Genomic DNA, 24441 nt, shown 5'->3' with positions numbered 1-24441 from the left:
CTCCGCTACAATCGCCGCAGGTTCCTCCGCTACAATCGCCGCAGGTTCCTCCGCTGCAATCGCCGCAGGTTCTTCCTCTGCAATCGCCGCAGGTTCTTCCTCTGCAATCGCCGCAGGCGCTTCTGTTGCAACGGGTGTTTCTATGGCCTTGCTTTCTGCTTCGGCTTCCGGGGTTGGGGTAGGTTTTTTATTCTTAAAAAAATTAAACATAATCGCTACTGAACCTTCAGTATTACAGTGAGTTCTCAAATAATTATTGTTATCATAGCACTTTGTTTATTGAATATTTAGAGTCAATGCGCAGACAAGCACAAAAAAACCAAGCAAAGATGGGTTCTATTCGGATTATTTCAGGCCAGTTCAGGGGTAGAAAGCTTCCTGTGTTGAGTCATGATGGTCTGCGTCCGACTACCGACCGAAGTAAAGAAACCCTTTTCAATTGGCTGATGAACGACATCCGTGATGCACACTGTTTGGATATGTTTGCTGGCAGTGGGAGTTTAGGTTTTGAAGCCATTTCGAGAGGGGCGGCACATGTCACTTTTTGTGAAATGTTTGCACCAGCAGTTGCCCAACTAAACTCCAACGCGTCTCAACTGCAGATCAATGACCAAGTTAATATTATTGGTGCAGATGCTTGTAATAGCAAAGCAATAGCCCGAACGACACCTTTTGATGTCGTGTTTATCGACCCACCTTTTCACCAAGGTTTAGTTGAAAAAGCGCTGACTAACCTCATTCAGCTTCAGCTAATCACTACAAAAACACTTTTATACATAGAACATGAAAGTACATTGCAAAGCGTGCAATTAGCACCAGCGTCATATCATTTAAAGACGCTAAAACAACAAAGAACGGGCGGATTTGCTTACGGTCTGTTTCACTGTATCAAACAATAGCAGACTATTGGGCTAACTCGATCCCAATTGTCGTTATTTCCGTCTCATTGACTAGCGCTTTGAGTTTCTTAACAAAAACGCCTTTATCACCCATTTTCCCAGAATTCGTATCAGCTAAGACACCCAATATTTCTTGTTGGAAATTCACTTCAAACGCCATTAAGGGATGCGCTTTTAATTCGCTATTGAGTAGGCGCAATGCTTTGTCATATGCTTCGAGGTCAGTTAGCGACTCAAGATGTGCTTGGGCTGCGACAAAATCTGTTGCCAAAAGATATGCTTCAACGCCGCCTTGTGCTAGTTTTGAAACCATCACAGGCGCATCCATTTGTTCATTTTGCAGCATCCGTAAAACCGCTGCTAAGCCGAGACATGCATCCATGGCAGGTAGTACACCAAATGCATCTCCCTCTTGCATATCTGGCGTCGCTGCTTCGATTTTTTCTAACTGTACACCAATATTGAATTTGTTTTTTGGATCCGCCAAATGTAACCACAAGAGGTTTAGAATATGCTCTGCTAAGCCAGCATCTACCTCATCACCATGTTCATTTACGGCAGAGTCTTGTGCTGTTTGATACAGCGCAAAATGAGGTACCATGCGGGCCAAAATAGCCAAGCAAAATGCCTGTGCAGACCAAGGCTTTAATTCACGTATTTGTTGGAACGTTGATAATTTTTGAGTCATTTATTTCAAATATGCAGCAATGCCATCTAAAAATAATTGAATAGATAACATAATTAATATCATACCCATCAAGCGCTCCATCGCTGATAAGCCTTTTTCACCTAGCAGTTTAAAAAACTGATTAGAGAACATCAGTATAACAGCTGATAGAAACCATGCACCTACTAATGCCATGGTCCAATCCACCATTCTACCTGGTGCTTGATTTGACAACAGAATCAACGCAGCCATAGATGAAGGGCCTGCTATCATCGGGATGGCTAATGGTACGATGAACGGTTCTTCCCCTTCGGGAAGGCGCATCACCCCTCCTGGCGTAGGGAAAATCATGCGCAGCGCAATCAAAAATAAAATAATCCCACCGGCAATACTCACAGATTCTTGTTTGATATTCAAAAATGCCAAAATCGCATCTCCAGAATATAAAAAAACCAACAAGATCAGCAAAGAAAAAACCAATTCTCGAGCCAAGATCAACAATCGTCTTTTGGGCTCAAAGGGCTTTAATACCGACATGACGACCGGCATATTCCCTAAAGGATCCATGATCAAAAAAAGCATAATTGCCGCGGATAAGGTATCCATGTTACAGCTCAACCTGCTCTATAAATTCCGCCAACGCAACGACGCCCATACCTGATGCACCAGCGGGTTTGGTCGCTGTGGCATTGCGATGATACGCACCGCTTAAGTCGATATGTACCCATGGAATACCGGGCTCAACAAAACGTGCTAAAAACCCAGCTGCATTAGATGCCCCTCCTGCCCCGCCTCCTTTTTGCGGACGCGAGTTTGCCGTTTCCGCAAATGGTGACGGGCAATTATCTGAATGAAATGGCGCTAAGGGTAGGCGCCAAAAAGGTTCGGCATGGGTTTCTCCCAAGCTAGTTAAGGTCTCAGCTAAAGTATCGTTTTGGGTAAACAAAGCGTGATAATCCGTCCCCAACGCCATGACTGCAGCACCGGTGAGTGTGGCTGCATCTAAGATAACCTTAGGACTATCTTCGCTGGCAGCCATTAAGCCATCTGCTAGCACTAAACGTCCTTCTGCATCGGTATTGACTATTTCCACTGTCGTGCCATTTTTATACGTGATCACATCACCCAGTTTATAAGCATGTCCAGAAATTAAGTTTTCCGCACAACACAAATACAACTTAATGCGTTTCTTAGAACCTTCCATAATAGCGAGTGCTAACGCTGCTGATACAGTGGCGGCTCCACCCATATCACATTTCATATCAAGCATTCCTTCACTTGATTTAATCGAGTAACCACCACTGTCAAAGGTGATACCTTTGCCGACTAGTGCCACATCAACCGGGGCATTACTGTTTCCGGTAGGATTGTAATCTAGTTCCAATAAAACCGGTGGTCTTGCACTGCCACGGCCCACCTCATAAATACCCTGCCAACCAAACTCGACCAAAGCTTCACCGATAATATGCTTGGCGCTCACCGCTTCGGGTGCTAGTTCTTCTAAATAATTGGCCACTTGGGTTGCTAAAACCTCAGGAGAGATGTCTTGTGGAGTGGCGTTGACCAAGCATTGACAAAAATCAATTGCCGTTAGATGATTTTGGACTAATTGTGGCAGTTCTGCATCATTTAAGGTCACTGTCAAATCGTGTTTATCTAGAGCAACCAAAAAGACGCGAATATATAATGCTGACCAATCACCAACAAAATTAATTGCAGTTCCTGCAAATTCACTGAACTGACGCGCGGATTTTTGTAATGCGCGGATTGGCTCAGGACCAGGAATATGCAAAGTCACATCATTTTGGACAAAGCTAACTTTAGCAGACGCGGCATAGGGTGCTGGTGCAGGTTGGGTCGATAAATGAAGATTAAACATTGGCAAAGTCTCTATTATTATTTTGATAGGGGTATTGTAGCAAATCTCACTCTAGACTTAATAGTACCCACTGAATTTTCACTTTTATAATAATCATGTTTTACTGTATTTTTTTGTAAATACGTTACCCAAACATAGATTTGCATAGCTAACAGACATTTTTCAACGATATAAACAAATAAAAAACTCTGTAAAATCAGCCAATAAACTTTTATTAACAAATTAATATTTGATTTTTATAAATATGCCTCCATATTACACTCCGACATAAAAAAATAGTGAGTCAAAGAGCAAAAACATATATTGTTCGCTCCTCCTATTTGTTATAACAAAAAGATGTATTGATTATGCATTTATCATAACGACACATGTAGTACGTGTTTGTTTAAGGAGATGTGGTATGCCCACAACGAAAACTAAATCACTAGGTCTGCTAGCATTAGCTGGGTTAGAAGCTTATGAAGCAGGGAAAGATGAAGAATATATGGGCGAAGCGCAGTTAACGCACTTTCGTTCTATTTTACAAGCTTGGCGCGACCAACTTCGCGAAGAAGTCGACCGCACCGTGACACATATGAAAGACGAAGCGGCAAATTTTCCTGATCCAGTTGATAGAGCGGCCCAGGAAGAAGAGTTTTCTTTGGAGCTACGTACCCGTGACCGTGAGCGTAAACTCATCAAAAAAATTGAAAAGACTCTCAAGCGTATAGAAGAAGATGATTTCGGTTTCTGCGATTCATGTGGCATCGAAATTGGTATTCGTCGTTTAGAAGCTCGTCCTACAGCCGATCTTTGTGTTGATTGTAAAACGATGGCTGAAATTAAAGAAAAGCAACTCCAAGGTTAACCCTTTGAGCGCTACCTATGTGGGACGGTTTGCCCCGTCCCCATCTGGACCATTACATTTAGGCTCACTCTATATTGCAGTAGCCAGTTACTTAGCCGCAAAAGCCAATTCTGGCACTTGGTTCGTTCGACTTGAAGATATTGATGAGCCACGCTGTCAACCAGGCGCTGACACACTTATCTTAGACACACTAGCTGCACACGGCTTGCAATCAGATCTTCCTATAGTTTATCAAGCTCAGCGCAAATCCTTGTACGGTGATTACCTCAGCCGTTTAGAACAAAACAACAAAGTATATGCATGCACTTGCACTCGTGCTGACATAAAGCGCCGCTCTCCTTACTATCAAGGTCGATGTCGCCAGCAACAAGTTAATACCAGCCAACCTTTTGCTTTGCGTTTTAAAAATGTAATGCAACCCACTGAACAACATCCTGTGTTATCCGTTAACGATGAAGATATCATTATCAAGCGCAAAGATGGCTTCTTTGCCTATAACTTTGTGGTGGTTTGTGATGATATTGAGCAAGGTGTGACAGAAGTAGTCAGAGGTAATGATTTAGCTGATACGCAGTATATTCAGACGGTCATTCGCAACGAGTTTAATGAGCCTGCATTAGATTTTGTCCATCTACCTGTTTTAGTATCTTCACCAGGGCAGAAATTAAGCAAACAAAATCATGCCCCAGCCGTAAATAACCAACTCGCAAAAGAAAACTTACTGAACGTTTTTACTTTACTGGGGATTCACTTACCACCTAGTGTACAAAAACTATCAGTACCTGAACTTTTGCATGCAGCTATACGCGCTTGGCCTGCACGAATTACAAATAATCAACATGAAATCATTGTTAGATGAGCACTTTAAGCTTATTATGACTGTATAGTGACACCTGAGATTAATATTATTTTTAAACGCGCAATAAAAAAAATTCAAAGTGCGATGACTAGTGACCGTAGTGAACAGCAACCACAACTGAAAATGCAAATATTGCATTCATCAGAACACCCTGTACGTGATGACTTACTATCACCCAATGCACTTAAAGTTCTACATCGACTAAATCAATCTGGTTTTGAAGCTTACCTTGTTGGTGGCTGTATTCGTGATATTTTCTTAGGTAAAATCCCCAAAGACTTCGATGTAGCCACATCCGCCACACCTGAGCAAATCAAAGGTCTATTCCGAAACTGTCGTATTATTGGTCGCCGATTTAAGCTTGCTCATATTATGTTCGGTCGGGAAATTATTGAAGTAGCGACCTTTCGTGGCCCTCATCAAAGCTCACCTGAAAACTCTGGCACAGCCAAGCAAGATGGGCACGGTCAACTGACCAGAGACAATGTCTACGGCACGCTAGAACAAGACGCTGCTCGTCGTGATTTTACGTTTAATGCCATGTACTACAGTACAGCAGATAAAACCATCAGGGACTTCGCCTATGGCGTAGAAGCTATCGAAGATAAAGTTATTGAAATTATCGGTGATCCTGAAACCCGTTTTCGAGAAGATCCTGTGCGCATGCTTCGCGCTGTTAGATTTGCCGCCAAACTAGACATGGAAATCGAAGAACCGTGTGCTGAACAAATTAAAAAATTGGGATATTTATTAGAAAATATTCCTCCTGCACGTTTGTTTGAAGAAGTGCTGAAATTGTTGTTTAGCGGTCAAGGTTACGCGACTTACCAACAGCTAATCGAGTATGGTTTATTTGAACGTTTATTTCCCCAAACTGCGCCATTAGTCCAAATACCTGACAGTAGAGAAAACCGTTTTATCGAACAGGTAATAAAAAATACGGACAACCGCATCAATAATGGCCAACGTGTTACGCCTGCGTTTTTATATGCTGCCCTTCTGTGGTATCCCATTGAAGAGTTTTCACAAAAGCTGATATTTGAATCAAACTTAAGCCCTTTAGACGCATTTAACATTGCTACATCCGAAGTACTACAAAGACAGCTAGAAAGAGTCATGATCCCTAAACGCTTTAGTATTACGATGCGTGAAATTTGGTCCTTCCAAAATAGATTAAGTAAACGCTACGGTCGTAGAGCCTACCAGATGTTGGCACACCCCAAATTTAGAGCTGCATATGACTTTTTATTACTAAGAGGTGAGATTGAAGGCGGTGAGTTATACGAGCTCGCTGATTGGTGGACCGAGTTCCAGGAAGTAGATGGCGACAAACGTAAAACCATGTTAGAAGAATTACGTAAATCAGCTGGTGCATCCAAAAATCCCAGAAGACGTCGTAAACCACGCAATAAAAAATCTAACAGTAAGCCATCTCAAAACCCATGAATATAGACTCAGAGGTAGTGTACATTGGTCTAGGTGCCAATTTGGGAAACCCAGTTGAACAATTGCGATCGGCACTGACCCAATTAGCCATTATTCCTAATACCGAACTAGATGCGTGCTCCCATTTTTATAGTAGTGCCCCCATGGGGCCTTCTGACCAACCCAACTACACTAATGCAGTATGCCGTTTACACACTCGCCTCGCACCTTTGGCGCTCCTGGATGCACTACAACATATCGAAACTGAGCATGGACGAATTAGAACAGGAGAACATTGGGGGGCGCGAACTCTTGATTTAGATATCTTGTTTTATGGTAATCAAAGTATCCAAAGTGAAAGGCTCATTGTGCCGCATTATGGGATCCGTGGGCGTGAATTCGTGTTAGTACCTCTATTCGAATTAAGTCCTACTTTGGTGATGCCAGATAACCAACCTATCAGTCATTGGGTTGCAGAATGTGACCTTACTGAACTCCGTCGCTTAGACTAGCATTTTACCAGTAAAAACCGTATAGTTCGCTTTTTTAGATGAATAGAACTTACGTTATGAAAACTGTAACCACTTCTCGTTTAATGGATATGAAATCTGCTAGTGAAAAAATCACGGCTATCACGGCTTACGACGCTAGCTTTGCTAAATTATTTGATGATGCTGGCGTTGACGTAATGTTGATTGGTGATTCACTGGGCATGGTACTCAAAGGTGAAAAAGACACCTTGGCTGTTACCACGGACGAAATTGCTTACCACACTAAAGCAGTGAGTTCAGTTGCCCAACGCGCTTTTGTTATCGCGGATATGCCATTTATGTCATATGGCACAGAGGAGCTAGCACTTACTAACGCTGCAAAACTCATGGCTGCTGGCGCTAGCATGGTAAAAGTAGAAGGTGGCGATTGGTTAGTAAGCACTATCAAAAAACTCAATGAACGTGGTGTTCCAGTATGCGGTCACCTAGGTCTCACTCCACAATCAGTGCATGTATTTGGTGGTTTTAAGGTCCAAGGCAGAGTCCAATCTCAAGCCGACAAATTGTGTGCAGATGCACAACGATTAGAGTCAGCGGGCATCCAAATGCTTGTCCTAGAATGCGTTCCTTCAGAACTTGCTGCACGCATTTCACAGTTAGTCTCCATCCCTGTCATAGGCATTGGTGCTGGCGCCGAAACTGATGGTCAGATACTAGTCATGCATGACATGCTGGGTGTAAGTGCTAACTATATGCCTAAATTCTCCAAAAATTATCTAGCAGAAACGGGGGATATACGCGCAGCTGTAAAACAGTATATTCATGAAGTACAAACCGGTACTTTCCCTGGACCAGAGCATTCTTTTTCTGCTTAAACGACCAAGGTATCATATGCCACTTAACGTACATTTAGCGTAAACTTCTGTGATTAATGATGAGTAAAGGATAACTATGCAAACTGTTTCAAACATCCTCTCACTAAGAGAATTACGCAGGAACTGGCAACTATCGGGGCAACGTATCGCATTTGTTCCCACTATGGGTAATCTGCATGCTGGCCACTTATCATTGGTCAAAAAAGCTAAAGCCAATGCCGACATTGTCGTTGTTTCAATTTTCGTTAACCCTTTGCAATTCGGTGCGGAAGAAGATCTGGATAATTATCCACGTACCTTAGCCGAAGATAGCGAGCAACTAGCAGCATTAGGCGTCGATGTTTTATTTACTCCAACGGTAAGCGATATTTATCCGCGTGGTTTAGAGCAACAAACGTTCGTAGAAGTACCAGGAATTTCTTATATGATCTGCGGTGCATCTAGGCCTGGTCACTTTCGAGGCGTAGCGACTATTGTGAGTAAATTATTCAACATGGTCCAACCTAACATCGCGTTCTTTGGTGAAAAAGATTATCAACAACTTCAGGTGATAAAAGCAATGGTCACCGACTTATCCATGAATGTTGAAGTGGTGGGTGTACCAACAATGCGCCATGCAGATGGTTTAGCTATGAGTTCTAGAAATGGGTACTTGACTGATGTAGAGAGGGCTATCGCACCAGCTATTGCGCGTGTGCTGAGCCATATAAAGGCACAAATAGAAAGTGGCAATAGACACTTTAAACAACTCATTAGCGAAGGCAATGACGAGTTAAAAGAAGCTGGTTTCAAACCGGACTATATTGAAATAAGAGAAGCGTTTACTTTGCAAGCTGCCAGTTTTGAAGATAAAGAATTGGTCATTTTAGCCGCGGCGTTCTTGGGCAAAACTCGTCTAATTGATAACTTACAAGTGAGCTTGTAAGGTCGCTTGTTCAGTACTAATTGAGCATTTCTTAATGAGCTTTTCAGCAGTTTTACACACTGCTGTGTATTCGGGTAATATCGCTGCAATCTCAGTTTGCTCGGTCAAAATGCTAGACAAGTGTGCCTGAGTTGTCAGTGGGTTTGCTATCACGACTCTGAACACGGTTAGACAATCGTGACCGTACGCTTGGACGGATAATCGGGTTCTTGATACAAAAGACTTACCAGCCTCACGTTGCTGTTTCTGAATCGCCTTCGTAAGCGCGTTAATTTGCTCATTAAGCATAGTCTTGTCAGCATCTGATATATCAGCTAGTAGCGCCTTTTGAACGTCCTGAGGAACCAAACGATACGTTAACAAAGACAATGTAGGTTCTGTCACCAACTCAAACTCACAGTGTGCCGTAATCATCTGTGCGAAATGCTGTGCTTTATCGATACTTTGATCAATCAACAACTCATAACCTGATTTACCTAACACATGCAGCGACGAATACACCATCATCGCCATACCATTGCGCGAACCTTCCAAGGTGGTCGCACCCAGATCTTTAGAACCTTCACGTAAAATATACTGAGCATGGTGGCGCACCGCTGAACTATGCTTGGGATCTTTAAATAAAGCCATACCAGCCCCCATGGGGACATACATCTGTTTGTGCGCATCGAGCGTCACTGAATCAGCGCGCTCAATACCTTTTAACTTAGCACGGTGCGTATCAGAGAATAATGTTGCCCCACCCCATGCTGCATCTACATGGAACCAACAGCCGAGTTCTTCAGCTACATCAGCTAATTCATCCAAAGGGTCAATATGTCCAGTCTCAGTAGTACCTGCAACCCCAACAATCGCCAAGAGTTGATTGCCTTGAGCAGCATATTGTTTGGCAAAGGTTCTTACAGCGTCTGGATCTAGGGTTTGTTCATTGTGATTCAATGTATGTAGATTATTGCGGCCCATACCCAAAAGGTCAGCAGCTTTCGCTAGCGAATAGTGACCTCGTTTTGAAGAAACAATGCCAAGTTCATTAATACCATAAGCACGATAAGCACTGGCTAAACCAGCTTTTGTCACTCCAGCGAACCCAGGCTTGGGTCCAAGGCATTTATTCCGAGCCACCCACAAGGCCGTCATATTTGCAATCGTACCACCAGAACAAAATGCACCTAAAGAGTGATTCGCTGAATGCAAATATTGCTCATAAAACGCATCTGATTTGCCATAGACAAGATTGTGCATCATACCTAGCACTTGCCTTTCTAGCGGTGTAAATGCTTTAGACGTTTCAATTTTTACGAGGTTTTGGTTCAAACCCACTAACAATTTGGCTAATGATAGATGAAAATAAGGAAGAGCGGAGGTCATATGCCCAATAAAAGTCGGCGCATAAGTATTCACCGAATGTGCCACTAGCTTATCTAGTAATTGATCAGCAAACTCGGACACAAACTCGGGTCTTTGCGGTAACGACGCAGTTGAAAAATCTTTCTCAATGGATTCCAGTGAAGTTTTTTTGGCAACGACATGACGCGACAAAAAATCGGATAAATTATCTGATAAATGTTGCTCTATACGAGAGAGCGTTGAGTCTTTATGCTCAGGCATGGTAAATACCCGAAATAAGTGCTCTAAGCTGGCTTCTGCATTGCTCAAACTGGATCTATCCTAAATGTAAAGGGATTGCGAATGGTAAACTCATTTTCCAAAAATTACTATTAACTTGTCGTGTAATCAGCATCATTTTTTATTAGCCCACTATGAGTTCGCGACTATAACTGCGTGACTACAACTGCGCGATCAATTCCCAACAGGTTTGCCCACTGGCAGTATATTTTCTTTCAAAGGGCGTAAATGGTTCACTATCTACTACTTTATTTATGACGACGTGTTTGCCAAAGTGCTCTAAAACTTGAGCACTTTCCTGTAAATATAATTGCCAATTACTGCGTTGTACCAAGGTCCCACCAAGTGCTAAAAGTGATAAAAAAGCAGGATGGCCATGCCAGCGTTTTTGTAATTGGGTCTTCTTGGGATAAGGATTAGGGTAGAGCATATAGTGTTGTGCTAGTTGCCATTTAGCTGTCACCGCTAAACGCCAAAAATCAATGACATCTGCACGCACTACGATATGGTTGTCTTCTGAAAAACTATAAAGTGAATGCTTACTTACCCTTAAAGCTGACTTATCTAGGCCTACTACTCTCGCATCTGGATTAGCTTTAGCGATCTTACTGGTACTCTGGCCAACACCACAACAAGAATCGAAGATAAGCGGACCAGGCCAATCAGATAGCCACTCTTGGACTTCAGCGAACGCTTTTTGGGTATGTTCTTGTATGGGTTTTCTAAACTCACTAGTGCGATACTTATCAACCGTTACCAGCAAATCCTCGTGCACGCCAGATTGATTGGTTTCAACCGAACGAGAATTACCCATACCAGAATGCAATCCCATTAGGCCCGGATCCCCGTACCCTTGTTTAATAAATAATAAGCGACACTAAATAAAATCGCGTTAAAGCCAACTAACAGACCCAAGGAAAATAGATAATTCACATCTGAAACACCTAAAAATCCATAGCGGAAACCGTTAACCATATACACAATAGGATTCGCTTTACTCACCATTTGCCAAAATTCAGGAAGTAAACTTAAGGAATAAAACACACCGCCAAGGTAAGTTAAAGGTGTCAAAATAAACGTAGGAACGACAGAAATATCATCAAACGTTTTGGCAAAAATACCATTAATCAGACCAGCAGTCGCAAATAACGTAGAGGTAAGTAGTAAAGTAATGAAAATGATCCCAAAGTTATGAATCTGTACATCGACAAAAAACAAAGATACCGTCGTCACAATAATACCAATCAACAAACCACGGGCTACACCGCCCCCAACAAACCCCATAATGATTACCCAAGTCGGGACAGGTGAGACGAGCAGCTCCTCTATGTTGCGCTGAAATTTGGCGCTGAAAAAAGAAGAAGAAACATTCGCGTACGAGTTTGTGATGATTGACATCATGATCAACCCGGGTACGATAAATTCCATATAAGAGAAACCACCCATGTCGCCAATCCGTTTGCCGATCAAATTACCAAAGATCACAAAATACAAAGACATCGTAATTGCTGGCGGCACTAACGTTTGGACCCAAATCCTTAGAAAACGTGTACACTCCTTTATCCATATGGTCTGTAGCGCTGTAAAAACCTGTGCATTCATCTTATTCTTCTCCACGGCCTGATTCGACTAAACGGACAAATAACTCTTCTAGACGGTTCGCTTTATTGCGCATACTCATCACCTGTATGCCTTGTTCGGTAAGTTGATTAAAGACTTGATTTAACCCATCTTCTTTCGCTACATCAATTTCTAATTCAGTGCCATTAATTCGAAATTCAACGCCTGTGAGTTGTATAGTGGGGACCTCAGCAGCCAGATCTAAAATAAACGTTTCAATATTCAATTTCGACAACAACGCTTTGATTGTGGTGTTTTCTACAATCACACCTTTATCAATAATCGCGATATTACGACACAGCATTTCTGCTTCTTCGAGATAATGCGTGGTTAATATAATCGTTACGCCTTGTTTATTTATCTCTTCTAAAAACTGCCACATTGAACGACGGATCTCAATATCAACGCCTGCGGTTGGCTCATCCAAAATAAGTAACTTGGGCTCGTGCATCAATGAACGGGCAATCATAAGACGACGCTTCATACCACCAGATAAAGTACGGGCTGGAGAGTTGCGTTTTTCCCAAAGATCTAGCTGAGTTAAATACTTTTTAGCGCGTTCTTTAGCAATAGCACGCGGAACACCATAGTATCCGGCTTGATTTACAACGATTTGTAAAACGGTTTCAAACTGATTGAAATTGAATTCTTGTGGAACCAGACCAATGCAAGATTTAGCCGCTTCCAACTCAGTATCTATATCATGTCCAAATACTGAAACCTGCCCAGAGGATTTATTTACTAAGGCAGAGATAACTCCGATGGTCGTTGATTTGCCAGCACCATTCGGCCCTAGTAAGGCAAAGAAATCCCCTTGCTCAACGGTTAAATCAATACCTTTAAGTGCCTGAACTTCGCCTTTATACGTTTTAGTCAAACCAGAAATATGTAACGCTTGCATAAGCTAGATGCTCTCCGTTCTTCGCTAAATTGTTAGCAATATCTGAATTTGTATAGTGTACCAACAATAGAGGATTTGGAACAGAAGAAGAACAGGCTTGCCCCATGAGAAACGTAATAAAAAAGCGGTCATAGTAAAGACTAATAACCGCTTCAAATAATCCGTTTATCATGCCATAGCTTATGCCGACATTAATATTTAGATCATATTAGTTTATCGCTAAATGTACCGCAATACTTGCTGCATAACCGAGTGCGATTGCCCAAGTCCATTTCAAATGTGCGAAGAAGGTATAATAACCTCGTGCCTGTCCCATAAGAGCGACACCTGCAGCAGAACCTATCGATAATAAGCTACCGCCCACACCAGCTGTCAACGTAACGAGTAACCATTGGGTATGACTCATTTCTGGGTTCATCGTTAAAACAGCAAACATGACCGGGATATTATCAACAATCGCCGACAAAATTCCCACCAAGATATTGGCATTGGTAGTACCTAATTCAACATACATAAACTGCGATGCTAAGCCCAGATAGCCCATAAAACCAAGACCACCAACAGCTAAGATAACCCCGTAGAAGAAGAATAACGTATCCCATTCCGCACCAGCAATTTTGTCAAATATGTCAAACCCTTTAGGCTGTGAACCTGGTACATCATTATCCAAGTTATGCTCAATATTTTCGACTTTCTTCAAATAGAATGCATACAATTTAAGATACGCAAGACCCGTCATCATGCCGAAGACCGGAGGGATGTGTAAAAAGTTATGGAAGCTGACTGCTGTAACGATGGTCAACAAGAATAAAACAAGGATCGTTTTACCGCCTTTTTTCATCACTCGACCGGTCGCACCTTCAATCGCAGGTGGCTTGCCACTGGGGATCGCAAAAGAAATGATAAATGCGGGGATAATCGCATTCACTACCGATGGTAAGAATAAAACAAAAAACTCAGAGAATTCTAAAATACCTTTCTGCCAAACCATCAAGGTTGTGATATCACCAAATGGACTAAATGCACCACCAGCGTTCGCGCAGACAACAATATTGATACAACCTAATGCAATAAATTTAGGCTTTTCTTTACCTACAGCCATAATAACAGCACACATGACTAAAGCCGTTGTCAGGTTGTCGGCAATCGGAGAGATGAAAAAAGCTAATACCCCAGTTAACCAAAACAAAGACTTATACGAAAGGCCTTTGGCAACTAGTGAATTTCTGAGCTCATCAAATACACCTCGCTCTAGCAAAGCGTTAATATATGTCATGGCTACGAGTAAGAAGAAGAATAATTCTGTATATTCAAGGAAATTATGACGAATCCCCTCCTCAACTAAATGCGCCTGATCCGTATTGCCGTAAACTAGCGCAATGATGATCCAAATCAAACCTGCAGCAAGTAAAACAGGCTTAGACTTTGCTAAATGCAACTGTTCTTCGAAAATGACTAACACATAAGCAATAACAAAAATAGTTAAAGCAAGAAAGCCAGCACTAGATGAGGTAAGATCAAGATTATTACCACCACTGGCAGCAAAAACTTCAGGTGCAAAAACAGCACTTAACGCTGTTAATATTAAGAGTAAAAATCGCATTTGATTTCCTTGTAAAAAAATTTTCTGAGCGTAGGGTACTCTTAATAAGTCGTTAAAAAATACGACATTGGTATAGGCGAAACGTTATAAACGTCGAGGATTTTATAACCCTTATTTATAAAGGTCTAGAACTATATTTGAATTATTTATTCTTTTTATTCTCAGAGTTTATGGGTGTTACAGCGGCGTTTAAAATGTAAATCATATGTGTATTTTGTTAGTTATTTGGTTTATTTATATTGATTATTATTCATAGGTAAAATGATGTCAGATGAAAAATTTGTCGATCCACGACTACAAGCAAAAGAGCAAGCATTTCAAAAGTTACATTTAGCCAGTTTTGATGTGGTGGCACACATTTCCGCTATTCAAAATCTAGTACAACAAGCCAATCGAGATGTCTCTCCAGAAAATGAAGATTTTATTGCCTTAGTAGAGAAGTTCAGCGCCATTGTTACTGAATGCAATGAACCCGAAGCAAATATTGCGGCGTTAATTGAGCACACCCAACACCTACTAGACAACGAAGGTGTCGCCAATGCCGCAAAAGGCCAAGCATGTGCAATTGCTCTAAATACCTTACATCATTGGTTAATCCTCAAAGATATCCCGGAAGATTTACTCGCAGTTGATGAGGTCAGTGGCACGATCAAAGAGCGCTTTATGATGCATTTATCTATGTGGCATAAAACTTTCTACGGAGATGCAACTGCGCATTAAGCGCCATAAACTATTTACTGTTTATGGCTTTGTTGCGTTTTGAGGTCGCTAAATCTTTGGCGAGTTGACGCATGCTCAGTGGCTGGTCTGTCTCATCTTCGATATCCACACCAAGTAAGGTTTCCAACAAATCTTCCATCGTTAAAATGCCTTCCAAGCCACCGTATTCATCGACTACCAGAAGCATATGGACTTTACTTGCAAGAAACTGATCAAACGTTGAGGAAAGACTCATACTGCTAAGTAAAATCGGCATATCTTTCTTGAAATCAACCAAGGGGTAATTGTGTTTGCCTTGGGCGTGGGCAACTAACAAATCTGTTTTTAAGACAAAACCTACCACTTTTTCAGCATCATCTTCTTCATAAATTGGAATTCGCGAAAAAGTCGTGTCAGCATGTGCTTGGAAAAACGCATCTATCGTCATGTCTTGTGGGACAGAAAACACTTCCTTGCGGTGCGTCATCGCATTTCTAATGGTGAGGTCGTGTAATGACATTAAACTCTTCAAAATACCCGCCTCGTGTTTGGCTAATTGCCCTTCTTGACCGGATAGCTCCGCCATGGCATGAAGCTCTTCACGACTCAAACCTTTCAAAGGGCTCTCTTCGGTAAAACCCGCCGTCATTTTTTGGGACATTTTGACAAAAGGATACAGAACAATAATCAGGTATTTTAAAAAATAAGCGGTTGCTGGCGCTAATTGGCGCCAAAATGTAGCCCCTAAGGTTTTTGGAATGATTTCTGAAAAGACCAATATTAAAAATGTTAATACTGCAGATATCACGCCTAAATAGGCGTCACCGAACACCCGTGCAGCCTGTGCTCCAGCACCTGCAGCTCCCATTGTATGAGCAATCGTATTAAGCGTTAAGATCGCTGATAAAGGACGATTAATATCAGCTGAAAGACTAGCGAGCAGTTTTCCGGATGTTTTCCCGTCTTTCTCCAAGACTGAGATATACGCATTAGATACGCTCAAGATAACCGCTTCAGCGATAGAACAGATAAATGAGAAGCCCAAGGCAATGGACACATAGATTATTAAAAGAATCATTTCCGTATCGATTAATTTTTTAAAAAAATGAGTATGCCTGAGCTATTTTAAAATGTCATCTACGTTCTTAATCAAGACCTGAATTGCGCTTGTGCATTAAGATACCTAACATTGCTAATAAACAGAACAAAGTTGTGCTTCCGCCAGATTTTGAGCCAACTAAAGTACTCCCATTGTTATTGGTCGTATTGGTACTAGGAGTGTTGTTCGTTGACGTAGTGTTAGTTCCTGAACTATTGGTGGCGGTATTCGTTGTTGTGCCTGATGAACTACCAGAAGAAGAACCTGATGTGCCCGTATTGGTGGTAGGATTTGAAGCCGCGGTATTGTCAGAAGTGCTGCGGGCAAAATAGACGTTATCTAGATATACCGTCCCTTGCCCTGCTATCTTTAGCTGAAAAGTATCAGTTAAATCAACAATTTGGGCATAGTGTGACAAAGGAATTTGAGCAGTTGCCCATTCACCATTGGAAATAGGTAGACTAAAAGGCAGTTCTTGAGGGCCAGGGCTAATCAAATAAACACTCAAAGAATCACTATTTAATGTCCAGTAATCAATACTCAGATAATCATAAGCTGATACATCTTGTTTACTGTTTTCAAAGTCTGTCCCTTGATAGTTGAGGTTTGTATACTTAAGCGCACTATTATTATCAATCAACACTTCGCTCACCTGAGTACTCTGGCCCCAGTTAGGATTAAAATCCACAGGTGTAATATTGTCATATGTCTCACCGTAAAGTGAAATAACCGAAGCCGCTGGTAACGTAGGTTCAGGCGCTGGTAACTGAGGTTCAGTAACCACTGCACAGCCAACCGCGTTGACAGCAGTGCCACTGATAGTACTGGGGCATTGGTCGACTGAATCACTGATGCCATCATTGTCCGCATCGGTCATACGAGGTGTTGTCTCATTGCATCTTGTGGCGTTGTTTGCATCTGTAGCCACACAGTGTGCGACATAATCAACCTCCAAGGTCGCTTGCTCGATAGCATTGTCGATCGGCCCTCCTAACGTTCCCCCCATAGCGACATTGAGTAATAAAAACATTGGCTCTTCATAAAAGCCGCAGTTAGTCATGTCATAGCGAATAACTTCTGTATCATTAATCAAAAAACTGATTTCGTCGGCAGTCCATTCCATTGCATACACATTGAAACCTTGAACATCTTGGGCGCCGCCAGGGTAATTGTAATAGGCAACTGCCCCACATGTATTGCTCCCTGCATAGCGAGTGGTATTGTGAAAAGCGGTAATATAGGAATTTCCGTTATTACCATGCCACTCCCATATATCGATTTCACCAGCACCGCGATTGGGCCAATTTATATTGTCATTATCACCTGCTATTGGTTGCTCGCTGATGCGATTCTCCAGCGCCCAAAAAGCTGGCCACGTTCCATTGCGAAGTTCATCAAAACGCAAACGGGTTTCGATTCGACCATACAAAAACTCACCTTTATCTTTTGAGTTCAAACGTCCTGACGTCCAATCACGTGTTCTACCATTTTGACCTGCACAATTAACCACACCTTTGCGTGCAATGATTTTTAAGGTGCCATCTGACACCTCATAATTGCGCAATGCAGAAGTATCATCATCAGTATAACACTGCACTTCATTGTTGTAGTTAGCATTGGTTTGTGCCGTCCAGTTTTGCCAATTAACTCTGTCACCAGAAAAAGTGTCAATCCATGAAACCTCCCAACCAGCATAAACTGGTTGGATAAATACAGTACAAAAAGCACCAATTAAAACTCGTTTAAACATGTTTTTTCCATATTAAGAAGGGTTCAGCACAATGTAAGCGCTTTCATTTGTTAAGCTCTACTATACATGACTTACAAAAATTTAACAAACCAATGGTTGTTAAGAGCGCACATTGAATACGTTTGCATTATGGGTAACTGACTGTGTTTTGTTATGCGATTTCGCTATGATGCTAATATGTTTTATCCATAGGTTGCTCAAAATGCTTGTTATAGTTCTCTGTGTTCTAACGAAGTTAAGTGCCTTAAGAAAACGCTGGCGAACTTCACTGAAAATGTGCCAGAACTGTTTCCAAATTCCGTTAACTCTTGTCTTGGTGCTATTGTTCAGCTATTTATTGCCCGTTACAGTTAGCGCAAAAGAAAACAATCTCTTGCACGTCGAGTCCCCTGACTGGCGTAAACAAATCATCTATTTTCTGATGATTGACCGTTTTGCTGATGGCGACCCAAGCAACAATAACCAAGGTCGCAATGAGTACAACCCCCATTCTTTAAAGCACTTTAACGGGGGGGACATTGTTGGTGTGGAACAACAATTAGATTATATTAAAAACTTAGGGGCAACTGCCGTTTGGTTAACTCCGCCTGTCGAAAATATGTGGTACAGCTCTGCGTCAGACTATTATGGTTACCATGGGTATTGGGCCTTAGATTTCACCCAAATTGATCCGCACTTTGGGACATTGGCGGATTATCAGTCGTTGGCAAAAACGTTACATAACAACGATATGTATCTTATTCAAGATATTGTAGTGAACCATACAGCACCATTATTTGGGTATTCCGGAACTTATAACCCAGAAAATACAGCTGAACATTTTTACCTATTTGAAACAGGGTTCCAAAGTGCCCCTACGCAATCCCCGTTCGATCAAATCAATCGCTTAAATCAGGCTGATTTTGTTGCCGATATTTATAATTGGACGACTCCAATCAGTGATCATAATGATCTCGCACAACAATATACGTTTCAGCTCGCTAATCTCGCTGATATCAACACCCTCAATCCACTAGTGATCGAGACGTTTAAGGAAACCTATAAATATTGGATGACGGAGGTAGGTGTTGATGCATTTCGTATTGATACTGTCAAATATGTTGAGCCCGAGTTTTGGCAGCAGTTTTTACATGATACTGACGGTATCTACTCTCATGCTAAAACACTGGGTAAAGAGCACTTTTTAACGTTTGGCGAAGTGTTTGAATCATCACGACCACTGCAAAATAATGGTGAGGAAAAGGTAACAAAATTTTTAGGTACTCCAGAAAAACCGCTCCTTAATTCTGTCATCGGTTTTCCTTTATACTTTGATATCAATGCGGTGTTTGCCGAAGGCAAACCAACCGCACAACTTTCATATCGGTTAGAGCGCTTTATGCTTGATTATCCCGATCCTTTTACCACACCTAATTTTGTTGATAACCACGATACTAAGCGCTTTCTAGCAACAGGAAATTTACCGGCGTTTAAACAAGCATTGACCCTGTTAATGACGGTACCGGGGATCCCGGTTATTTATCAAGGTTCGGAACACGCATACAAAACGACACGAGCGCCGTTGTTTAAAACAGGATCAACTCAATACACAGATACATCGAACGACTTTAGCCAAGACAGTGAGATGTATGATTTCATTCAACAATTGAGCAAGATCAGATTAAATCATGACGCTCTAACCCTGGGTGATATGACAATCTTAGCCGACAACCCAAACGGTCAGGGGCTACTGGCCTATCAACGCAGTTATCCAACGGCCACTAATGATGCAGACCAAACTCACAGTACCTTAAAGACCACTGAAACTGATGTACAAAACATCCTCGTGTTATTTAATACCGCTCCACATAGTATTTTAGCACGTGATGTTACTACGTCACTTGCACCTGGTACGGAATTAACCCCTCTTTTTATGAGTCATAAGAATTTAGAACAAAAAATTACTATTGATCGTGAACAACACTTAGAAATGGTGCTACCACCATTGAGTTTTGTTATTTTGACAGCCAAACCACCTATCAAGCCTTCTATCAAAAAGGCAGTGGATATCAGTAATCAGACAGAACAACCAACCCCCCAGCATACATTTGCTATTACTTTTTCTCATAATTATGAAAAAACCATTCATAACAAAGATATTCTAATAGAAGCCACGCTTGAATGTTTACCCATTACGAATGCTGACAAACTCACAAGCTGTTCTGACTATCCGGAAACACTGTTATTAATTAAGAATAGTAATTTTGATGCTGCCTTACCAGTTATAGTCTCTAAAGATGGGCGATTTAGCTTTGCAGTCCCCGTCCAAGACTTAGGACGCCATAAGATAGTCTTTGATTTATATTCTCAGCAATCTTCACTGATTAATAGCCAACTCACGTTAAGAACTGAAGTTACACAAGCTGCTATAAACATAAATCATAAGGATGGTGCAAAAGATGGATTCGGCCCAACTGGGAAATACACTAATCCGCAACATGCAAGTAGTGGAGCACAAAGAGAGATCTTAGCCGTCGATGTACTGAGTGCTGGGTCGGTTTTGCAGTTAGAACTAACTATGGCTGATATAAGTGATGCTTGGTTACCTGCAAATGGTTTTGATAATGTAGCATTTACCATTTTCTTTGGGCGCAAAGATGGGGAGGGCTTAACTATACTCCCCTTGCTTTCCGCCTCAATGCCACAGTCATTAACCTGGCAGATTGGGCATCAAGTTTATGGCTGGGGTAATAGTTTATATACAACAAATGGAGCATCAACCAATGCAAAAGGCACGAAAGTTGGGACGGCACCTGAGGTACATGTGGATAAAGCCAACAAGAAGATCAAATTAATCTATGCTGGTGAAAGTTTTGGGATCAGTGATTGGTCAAATTACCACATTTATATTACGACATGGGATATGTCTGGAGAAGGGGATTACCGACCGTTAGGGCTAGCAAGTGACAACTGGCAGTTTGGTGGAGCAGCACCAGACGCCCCCAAAATTATGGACGAGGTATTGATTCCAATATATTAATAATGGACGTGACCAAGGACATATTCGAATAAGCAATGAGTTGTGATTTTGTAGAATTAAACTTGTGATTTTGTAGAATTAAACTAAAGTTATAAGTGTCTATAAAATATATGGAATATTCTTGTGCGATTAATATTTGGCATTTTCATATGGATTTGTTTTTCCTTACCGTTAGCTCATGCTTCGCCTCCGAATGCTGTCCGAGCTGAGCTAACCTCACCAGCACTATTTCAGACCAAGCAAATATTAATACTGAATACTATGAATTTGGCTTTACTTAATGACGCCATTAAATTCTATCAGCAGCAGTTACAAATCATGCTGCCAGAGCAGACGTTATCATTTACCGTAATCCAAGCTGATGCAAATCCGGAGTTGGGTGCAAAACGCCTGGCAAATGCATTGGCTACCCATGAGTATGATTTAATTGTTAGTGTCGCAACCCTAGCAACCAAAGTTTTGCTTAACCAAGCTGATCAGCTGTCTGTCCCCATGCAATTTATGGTAGTGGCTGACCCTGTGTCTACTGGCATTATTGACAAACTTGGTCAAACTAGCACAAATAATATTACCGGGACATCCCACGTAATTGCTGCTGATACCAAATTACAGCTCATGCAGCAGATCTTGAGCGCTAATCCTCGTGCTGATAAATATCGTATTGGTTTGGTATATTCAGATTACCCATCAACATTGTCCTCTGCACAATACTTGCTTGAGCAGGATGAAAATTATCCAGCATTTAGCTTCGTACCCGTCAAATTTAATTTTGATACCAGCGCAAATAATAGTATCGAAAATCGTCAACGTTTTTTAACCGCATTAGCACAGTGTAAGGACAAAATTGATGGGTACTGGATCCCTCCTGGACCTGCCGCACATGATGTCAATCTGTTCCCACTTGTCCAACGCGAGCTTAATTTGCCACAGTTATTTTCAGAAGATTTACGTATGATCAAACGCGGTGCATTATTTGGTGTCCTCAGTGACAGTCAAATAATTGCGAATACCGCAGCAATCGAAAGTAAGCAGATTTTATCTGGCAGACCTGCCAATACCCTGCCAATAGACCGCTCTGGTGCTTTTGTCATTGGTGTCAACACCACCACAGCTCTCGCGCATGACTTAGTCTTACCCTCCGCTATTTTAACACTAGCCAACCAACACGTGTATACCAAAAATGAAGTTAACCCTTAAACTATTATTCTTCTTTTTGCCTTTTTTAGTGCTTGGGTTATCGAGTGTTGGTGGCTATTCTTATATTGTAGCCAGAGATGCAGCGTATTTACGTGAACAACAGAATCTTGACTACTTGATAAGCAAAGTCGTGAATTCCATGATTGAACAGCGTTATGAGGTGTTACAGCGTTCTGGATTAGCCAGTGTCGACTCATTTATTCAAGCCTATCAACAAGAAGTATTTACAGAATTAAAAGCATTGCAACGGGATACGCAAAAAGATTTTCACATCACCTCAAATGAAACTATCATTTTTAGTACATTGGATGACTTAGATGCCGCTAAAATCTTGCTCAGTGATATTCAATCCCCAGAACAGCTCCAATTGACCCAAACACTTAATGCCAAAATCGTATTTTCTCCATGGCAATGGCAAGTATATGTTTCCGAATCAAGCGCTGTGGTTACCGATACATTAAACACCATTCGCAATGTAACAGCTTTTATCATCGTATTGGCGGCTTTAATGTGTTCTTTGATTTTATGGTTAATTACACGTCGCACTCTCATTCGACCTATACAATTATTACAAGCTGCATCCCAAGATATTTCCCAAAAAAAGCACCGTGTTAATATCGATTTACATACTACCGATGAGTTTAACCAACTTGCACGCGATATGGAGAAAATGACAGAAGCAATTGAAGATGGGATTAAAAAAGCCGAGGCCGCTAATCACGCCAAAAGTGAATTTTTAGCTACCATGAGTCATGAAATACGCACTCCGCTTAATGGACTATTGGGAATGACAAGCTTATTAAAAGACACGGAGCTAAATCATAAACAAGTAGAGATTGTTGATGCTTTGACACTCTCTAGTAAAACATTATCAAGTATCATTAATGATGTCTTAGATTTATCAAAGATAGAAGCAGGGCAATTGACCATTGAACCTACATTACTGGACATGAATGAACTAGCCAATAGTATCCATGTAGTATTTTCTCACTTAGCATCAGACAAACACACTATCTTGGAATGTGTTAACAATGTACCAAAATCTCAATTGCTTATCACTGATGCAGTGCGTGTACGCCAAATTGCCTTTAATTTGGTTGCCAACGCAGTCAAATTTACCCAACACGGTAGCATTAAAATTACTTTTGAATTATCTACAGAACCAGGATCCCCTGCAAAAGATTCGATGTTAACGATGACGTGCTTAGATACTGGTATTGGTATTGCGTCACATCGTCAAGATGCGGTATTTGAGGCATTTAAACAATCCGATTCTTCAACCACCCGCAAATATGGTGGTACCGGTCTTGGATTAAGTATTGTCAAAAAATTACTTGAGCGCATGGGTGGAACAGTTACGTTAGACAGTGAGCCAGGAAAAGGCTCATGCTTTGTCGTACAACTTCCAGTTCAGCTAAGTGATGTAAACATGCCAACTGAGATTGAAAACTCACCTGTATTCGTCCAGCAAACACTACGCATCTTATTAGTAGAAGATAACGAAATTAATGCCATTGTAGCCAAGGGTTTTGCCGAGAAACATGGGCACTTTGTTTTATGCTGCCTCGATGGAAAACAGGCCCTAGAAGCAGTAGCACACAACAACTTTGATGTTGTTTTAATGGATATTCATATGCCTGTCATGGATGGCGTTACTGCCACAAAGCTGATTCGAGCCCTGCCAGAAAAAGGCAATATTCCCATTATTGGTTTAACCGCTGAAGCATTTGATGAACGACATCAAACCTTTATCAATGCAGGCATGAATAGCGTCGTCACTAAGCCCGTAGAGGAAGCCACACTTATTAACAGTATCATGCAGGTTGTCATCGATAAACCTTCATAAATATTATACTCAGTAATAATGAGGTTGTTATGCCGTTCTCTGTTCGTTGAAAACAGCCTGACACTTCTTTCCATAGAAACAAAAAACCCGTCACAAGGACGGGTTTCTTAATTCGCTTGGTAAGCTAGATATTATGCGATGATTTTCGCAACAACACCGGCACCTACTGTACGACCACCTTCACGGATTGCGAAGCGTAAACCTTCGTCCATCG

23 protein-coding genes are annotated in these 24441 nt (G+C 41.5%); 11 read left to right on the top strand and 12 right to left on the bottom strand.

Translation table 11 applies throughout. The features are described from left to right. A partial coding sequence (locus tag NLF92_RS11950; RefSeq protein WP_254102267.1) for a hypothetical protein occupies positions 1–249 on the bottom strand: 249 nt, incomplete at its 3' end. Positions 250–296: 47 nt separating this feature from the next. Here NLF92_RS11950 and rsmD point away from each other — a divergent pair. After that, positions 297–899, top strand: a complete 603-nt coding sequence (gene rsmD / locus NLF92_RS11945) for a 16S rRNA (guanine(966)-N(2))-methyltransferase RsmD (protein WP_254102265.1) — start codon at positions 297–299, stop codon at positions 897–899. 4 nt (positions 900–903) lie between these two features. Here the strand turns inward: rsmD and NLF92_RS11940 are convergent, their stop codons facing one another. The 3 genes from NLF92_RS11940 to pepB are packed head-to-tail and all read right to left on the bottom strand — an operon-like array spanning position 904 to position 3451. Continuing rightward, positions 904–1587 (bottom strand): DUF416 family protein, encoded by a 684-nt coding sequence (locus NLF92_RS11940; protein ID WP_254102263.1) that lies wholly within the window; start codon positions 1585–1587, stop codon positions 904–906. Then, positions 1588–2172 carry a YhgN family NAAT transporter gene (locus NLF92_RS11935; protein WP_254102261.1) on the bottom strand — a complete coding sequence of 195 codons (585 nt, stop codon included), beginning with the start codon at positions 2170–2172 and terminating at the stop codon, positions 1588–1590. A gap of 1 nt (position 2173) precedes the next feature. Further along, positions 2174–3451 carry an aminopeptidase PepB gene (gene pepB / locus NLF92_RS11930; protein WP_432420229.1) on the bottom strand — a complete coding sequence of 426 codons (1278 nt, stop codon included), beginning with the start codon at positions 3449–3451 and terminating at the stop codon, positions 2174–2176. Positions 3452–3845: 394 nt separating this feature from the next. Between pepB and dksA the strand changes: the two genes are divergently transcribed. The 6 genes from dksA (at position 3846) to panC (ending at position 8867) form a co-directional block, all read left to right on the top strand. Continuing rightward, the gene (dksA, locus tag NLF92_RS11925) at positions 3846–4292 is read left to right on the top strand and encodes an RNA polymerase-binding protein DksA (protein ID WP_254102258.1); all 447 of its coding nucleotides are present in this window, start codon (positions 3846–3848) and stop codon (positions 4290–4292) included. Positions 4293–4296: 4 nt separating this feature from the next. Next, positions 4297–5151: a tRNA glutamyl-Q(34) synthetase GluQRS gene (gluQRS, locus tag NLF92_RS11920; protein WP_254102256.1), complete on the top strand. Its 855-nt coding sequence runs from the start codon at positions 4297–4299 to the stop codon at positions 5149–5151. Between the two features lie 84 nt (positions 5152–5235). Then, the gene (gene pcnB, locus NLF92_RS11915; protein ID WP_432420228.1) at positions 5236–6597 is read left to right on the top strand and encodes a polynucleotide adenylyltransferase PcnB; all 1362 of its coding nucleotides are present in this window, start codon (positions 5236–5238) and stop codon (positions 6595–6597) included. Then, complete coding sequence (folK, locus tag NLF92_RS11910; RefSeq protein WP_284700429.1) at positions 6594–7088, top strand: 2-amino-4-hydroxy-6-hydroxymethyldihydropteridine diphosphokinase; 495 nt, start codon at positions 6594–6596, stop codon at positions 7086–7088. The genes pcnB and folK overlap by 4 nt, the downstream gene beginning before the upstream one ends. A gap of 56 nt (positions 7089–7144) precedes the next feature. Beyond that, the gene (panB, locus tag NLF92_RS11905) at positions 7145–7942 is read left to right on the top strand and encodes a 3-methyl-2-oxobutanoate hydroxymethyltransferase (protein WP_254102254.1); all 798 of its coding nucleotides are present in this window, start codon (positions 7145–7147) and stop codon (positions 7940–7942) included. A 76-nt stretch (positions 7943–8018) separates the two neighbouring features. Further along, complete coding sequence (gene panC, locus NLF92_RS11900) at positions 8019–8867, top strand: pantoate--beta-alanine ligase (protein ID WP_254102252.1); 849 nt, start codon at positions 8019–8021, stop codon at positions 8865–8867. Here the strand turns inward: panC and panP are convergent. The 5 genes from panP to nhaD all read right to left on the bottom strand — a co-directional run bounded on the left by panP (position 8850) and on the right by nhaD (position 14617). Beyond that, on the bottom strand, positions 8850–10523 hold the full coding sequence (panP, locus tag NLF92_RS11895) for a pyridoxal-dependent aspartate 1-decarboxylase PanP (RefSeq protein WP_254102250.1): 1674 nt from the start codon (positions 10521–10523) through the stop codon (positions 8850–8852). The genes panC and panP overlap by 18 nt on opposite strands. A gap of 130 nt (positions 10524–10653) precedes the next feature. Continuing rightward, positions 10654–11325, bottom strand: coding sequence for a tRNA (guanine(46)-N(7))-methyltransferase TrmB (trmB, locus tag NLF92_RS11890; RefSeq protein WP_254102248.1), 672 nt, complete (start codon positions 11323–11325; stop codon positions 10654–10656). Next, a complete protein-coding gene (locus NLF92_RS11885; RefSeq protein WP_254102246.1) occupies positions 11325–12095 on the bottom strand; it encodes an ABC transporter permease in 771 nt (256 codons plus the stop codon). The genes trmB and NLF92_RS11885 overlap by 1 nt, the downstream gene beginning before the upstream one ends. Before the next feature lies 1 nt (position 12096). Beyond that, positions 12097–13014 (bottom strand): ABC transporter ATP-binding protein, encoded by a 918-nt coding sequence (locus tag NLF92_RS11880; RefSeq protein WP_254102244.1) that lies wholly within the window; start codon positions 13012–13014, stop codon positions 12097–12099. A gap of 208 nt (positions 13015–13222) precedes the next feature. Further along, positions 13223–14617, bottom strand: a complete 1395-nt coding sequence (gene nhaD, locus NLF92_RS11875) for a sodium:proton antiporter NhaD (protein WP_254102242.1) — start codon at positions 14615–14617, stop codon at positions 13223–13225. A 264-nt stretch (positions 14618–14881) separates the two neighbouring features. Here nhaD and NLF92_RS11870 point away from each other — a divergent pair, with 264 nt between their 5' ends. After that, positions 14882–15337: a hypothetical protein gene (locus tag NLF92_RS11870; protein ID WP_254102240.1), complete on the top strand. Its 456-nt coding sequence runs from the start codon at positions 14882–14884 to the stop codon at positions 15335–15337. A gap of 10 nt (positions 15338–15347) precedes the next feature. Here NLF92_RS11870 and NLF92_RS11865 read toward each other — a convergent pair whose 3' ends face one another. Both NLF92_RS11865 and NLF92_RS11860 read right to left on the bottom strand, forming a co-directional pair. After that, complete coding sequence (locus tag NLF92_RS11865; protein ID WP_254102238.1) at positions 15348–16394, bottom strand: CNNM domain-containing protein; 1047 nt, start codon at positions 16392–16394, stop codon at positions 15348–15350. A 67-nt stretch (positions 16395–16461) separates the two neighbouring features. After that, a complete protein-coding gene (locus NLF92_RS11860) occupies positions 16462–18165 on the bottom strand; it encodes a glycoside hydrolase family 16 protein (RefSeq protein WP_254102231.1) in 1704 nt (567 codons plus the stop codon). Between the two features lie 373 nt (positions 18166–18538). On the opposite strand from NLF92_RS11860, the gene NLF92_RS11855 reads away from it, so the two are divergent. From NLF92_RS11855 to NLF92_RS11845, 3 genes are all read left to right on the top strand, one after another. Further along, the gene (locus NLF92_RS11855; RefSeq protein WP_254102229.1) at positions 18539–21184 is read left to right on the top strand and encodes an alpha-amylase family glycosyl hydrolase; all 2646 of its coding nucleotides are present in this window, start codon (positions 18539–18541) and stop codon (positions 21182–21184) included. Between the two features lie 123 nt (positions 21185–21307). Then, complete coding sequence (locus NLF92_RS11850) at positions 21308–22381, top strand: ABC transporter substrate-binding protein (RefSeq protein ID WP_254102222.1); 1074 nt, start codon at positions 21308–21310, stop codon at positions 22379–22381. Then, entirely contained in the window at positions 22365–24227 is a 1863-nt protein-coding gene (locus NLF92_RS11845) for an ATP-binding protein (protein ID WP_254102220.1), read from the top strand. Before NLF92_RS11850 ends, NLF92_RS11845 begins: the two co-directional genes overlap by 17 nt. Positions 24228–24358: 131 nt before the next feature. Here NLF92_RS11845 and NLF92_RS11840 read toward each other — a convergent pair. After that, the coding region (locus NLF92_RS11840) for an EF-Tu C-terminal domain-related protein (RefSeq protein ID WP_080034449.1) at positions 24359–24441 on the bottom strand (83 nt) is incomplete at its 5' end.

This window comes from Opacimonas viscosa (assembly GCF_024199005.1).
In the GTDB taxonomy this organism is placed as follows: Bacteria; Pseudomonadota; Gammaproteobacteria; order Enterobacterales; family Alteromonadaceae; genus Opacimonas; species Opacimonas viscosa.
Note: the sequence above shows the minus strand (reverse complement) of the source record. Positions and strands in the feature narration are given on the sequence as shown.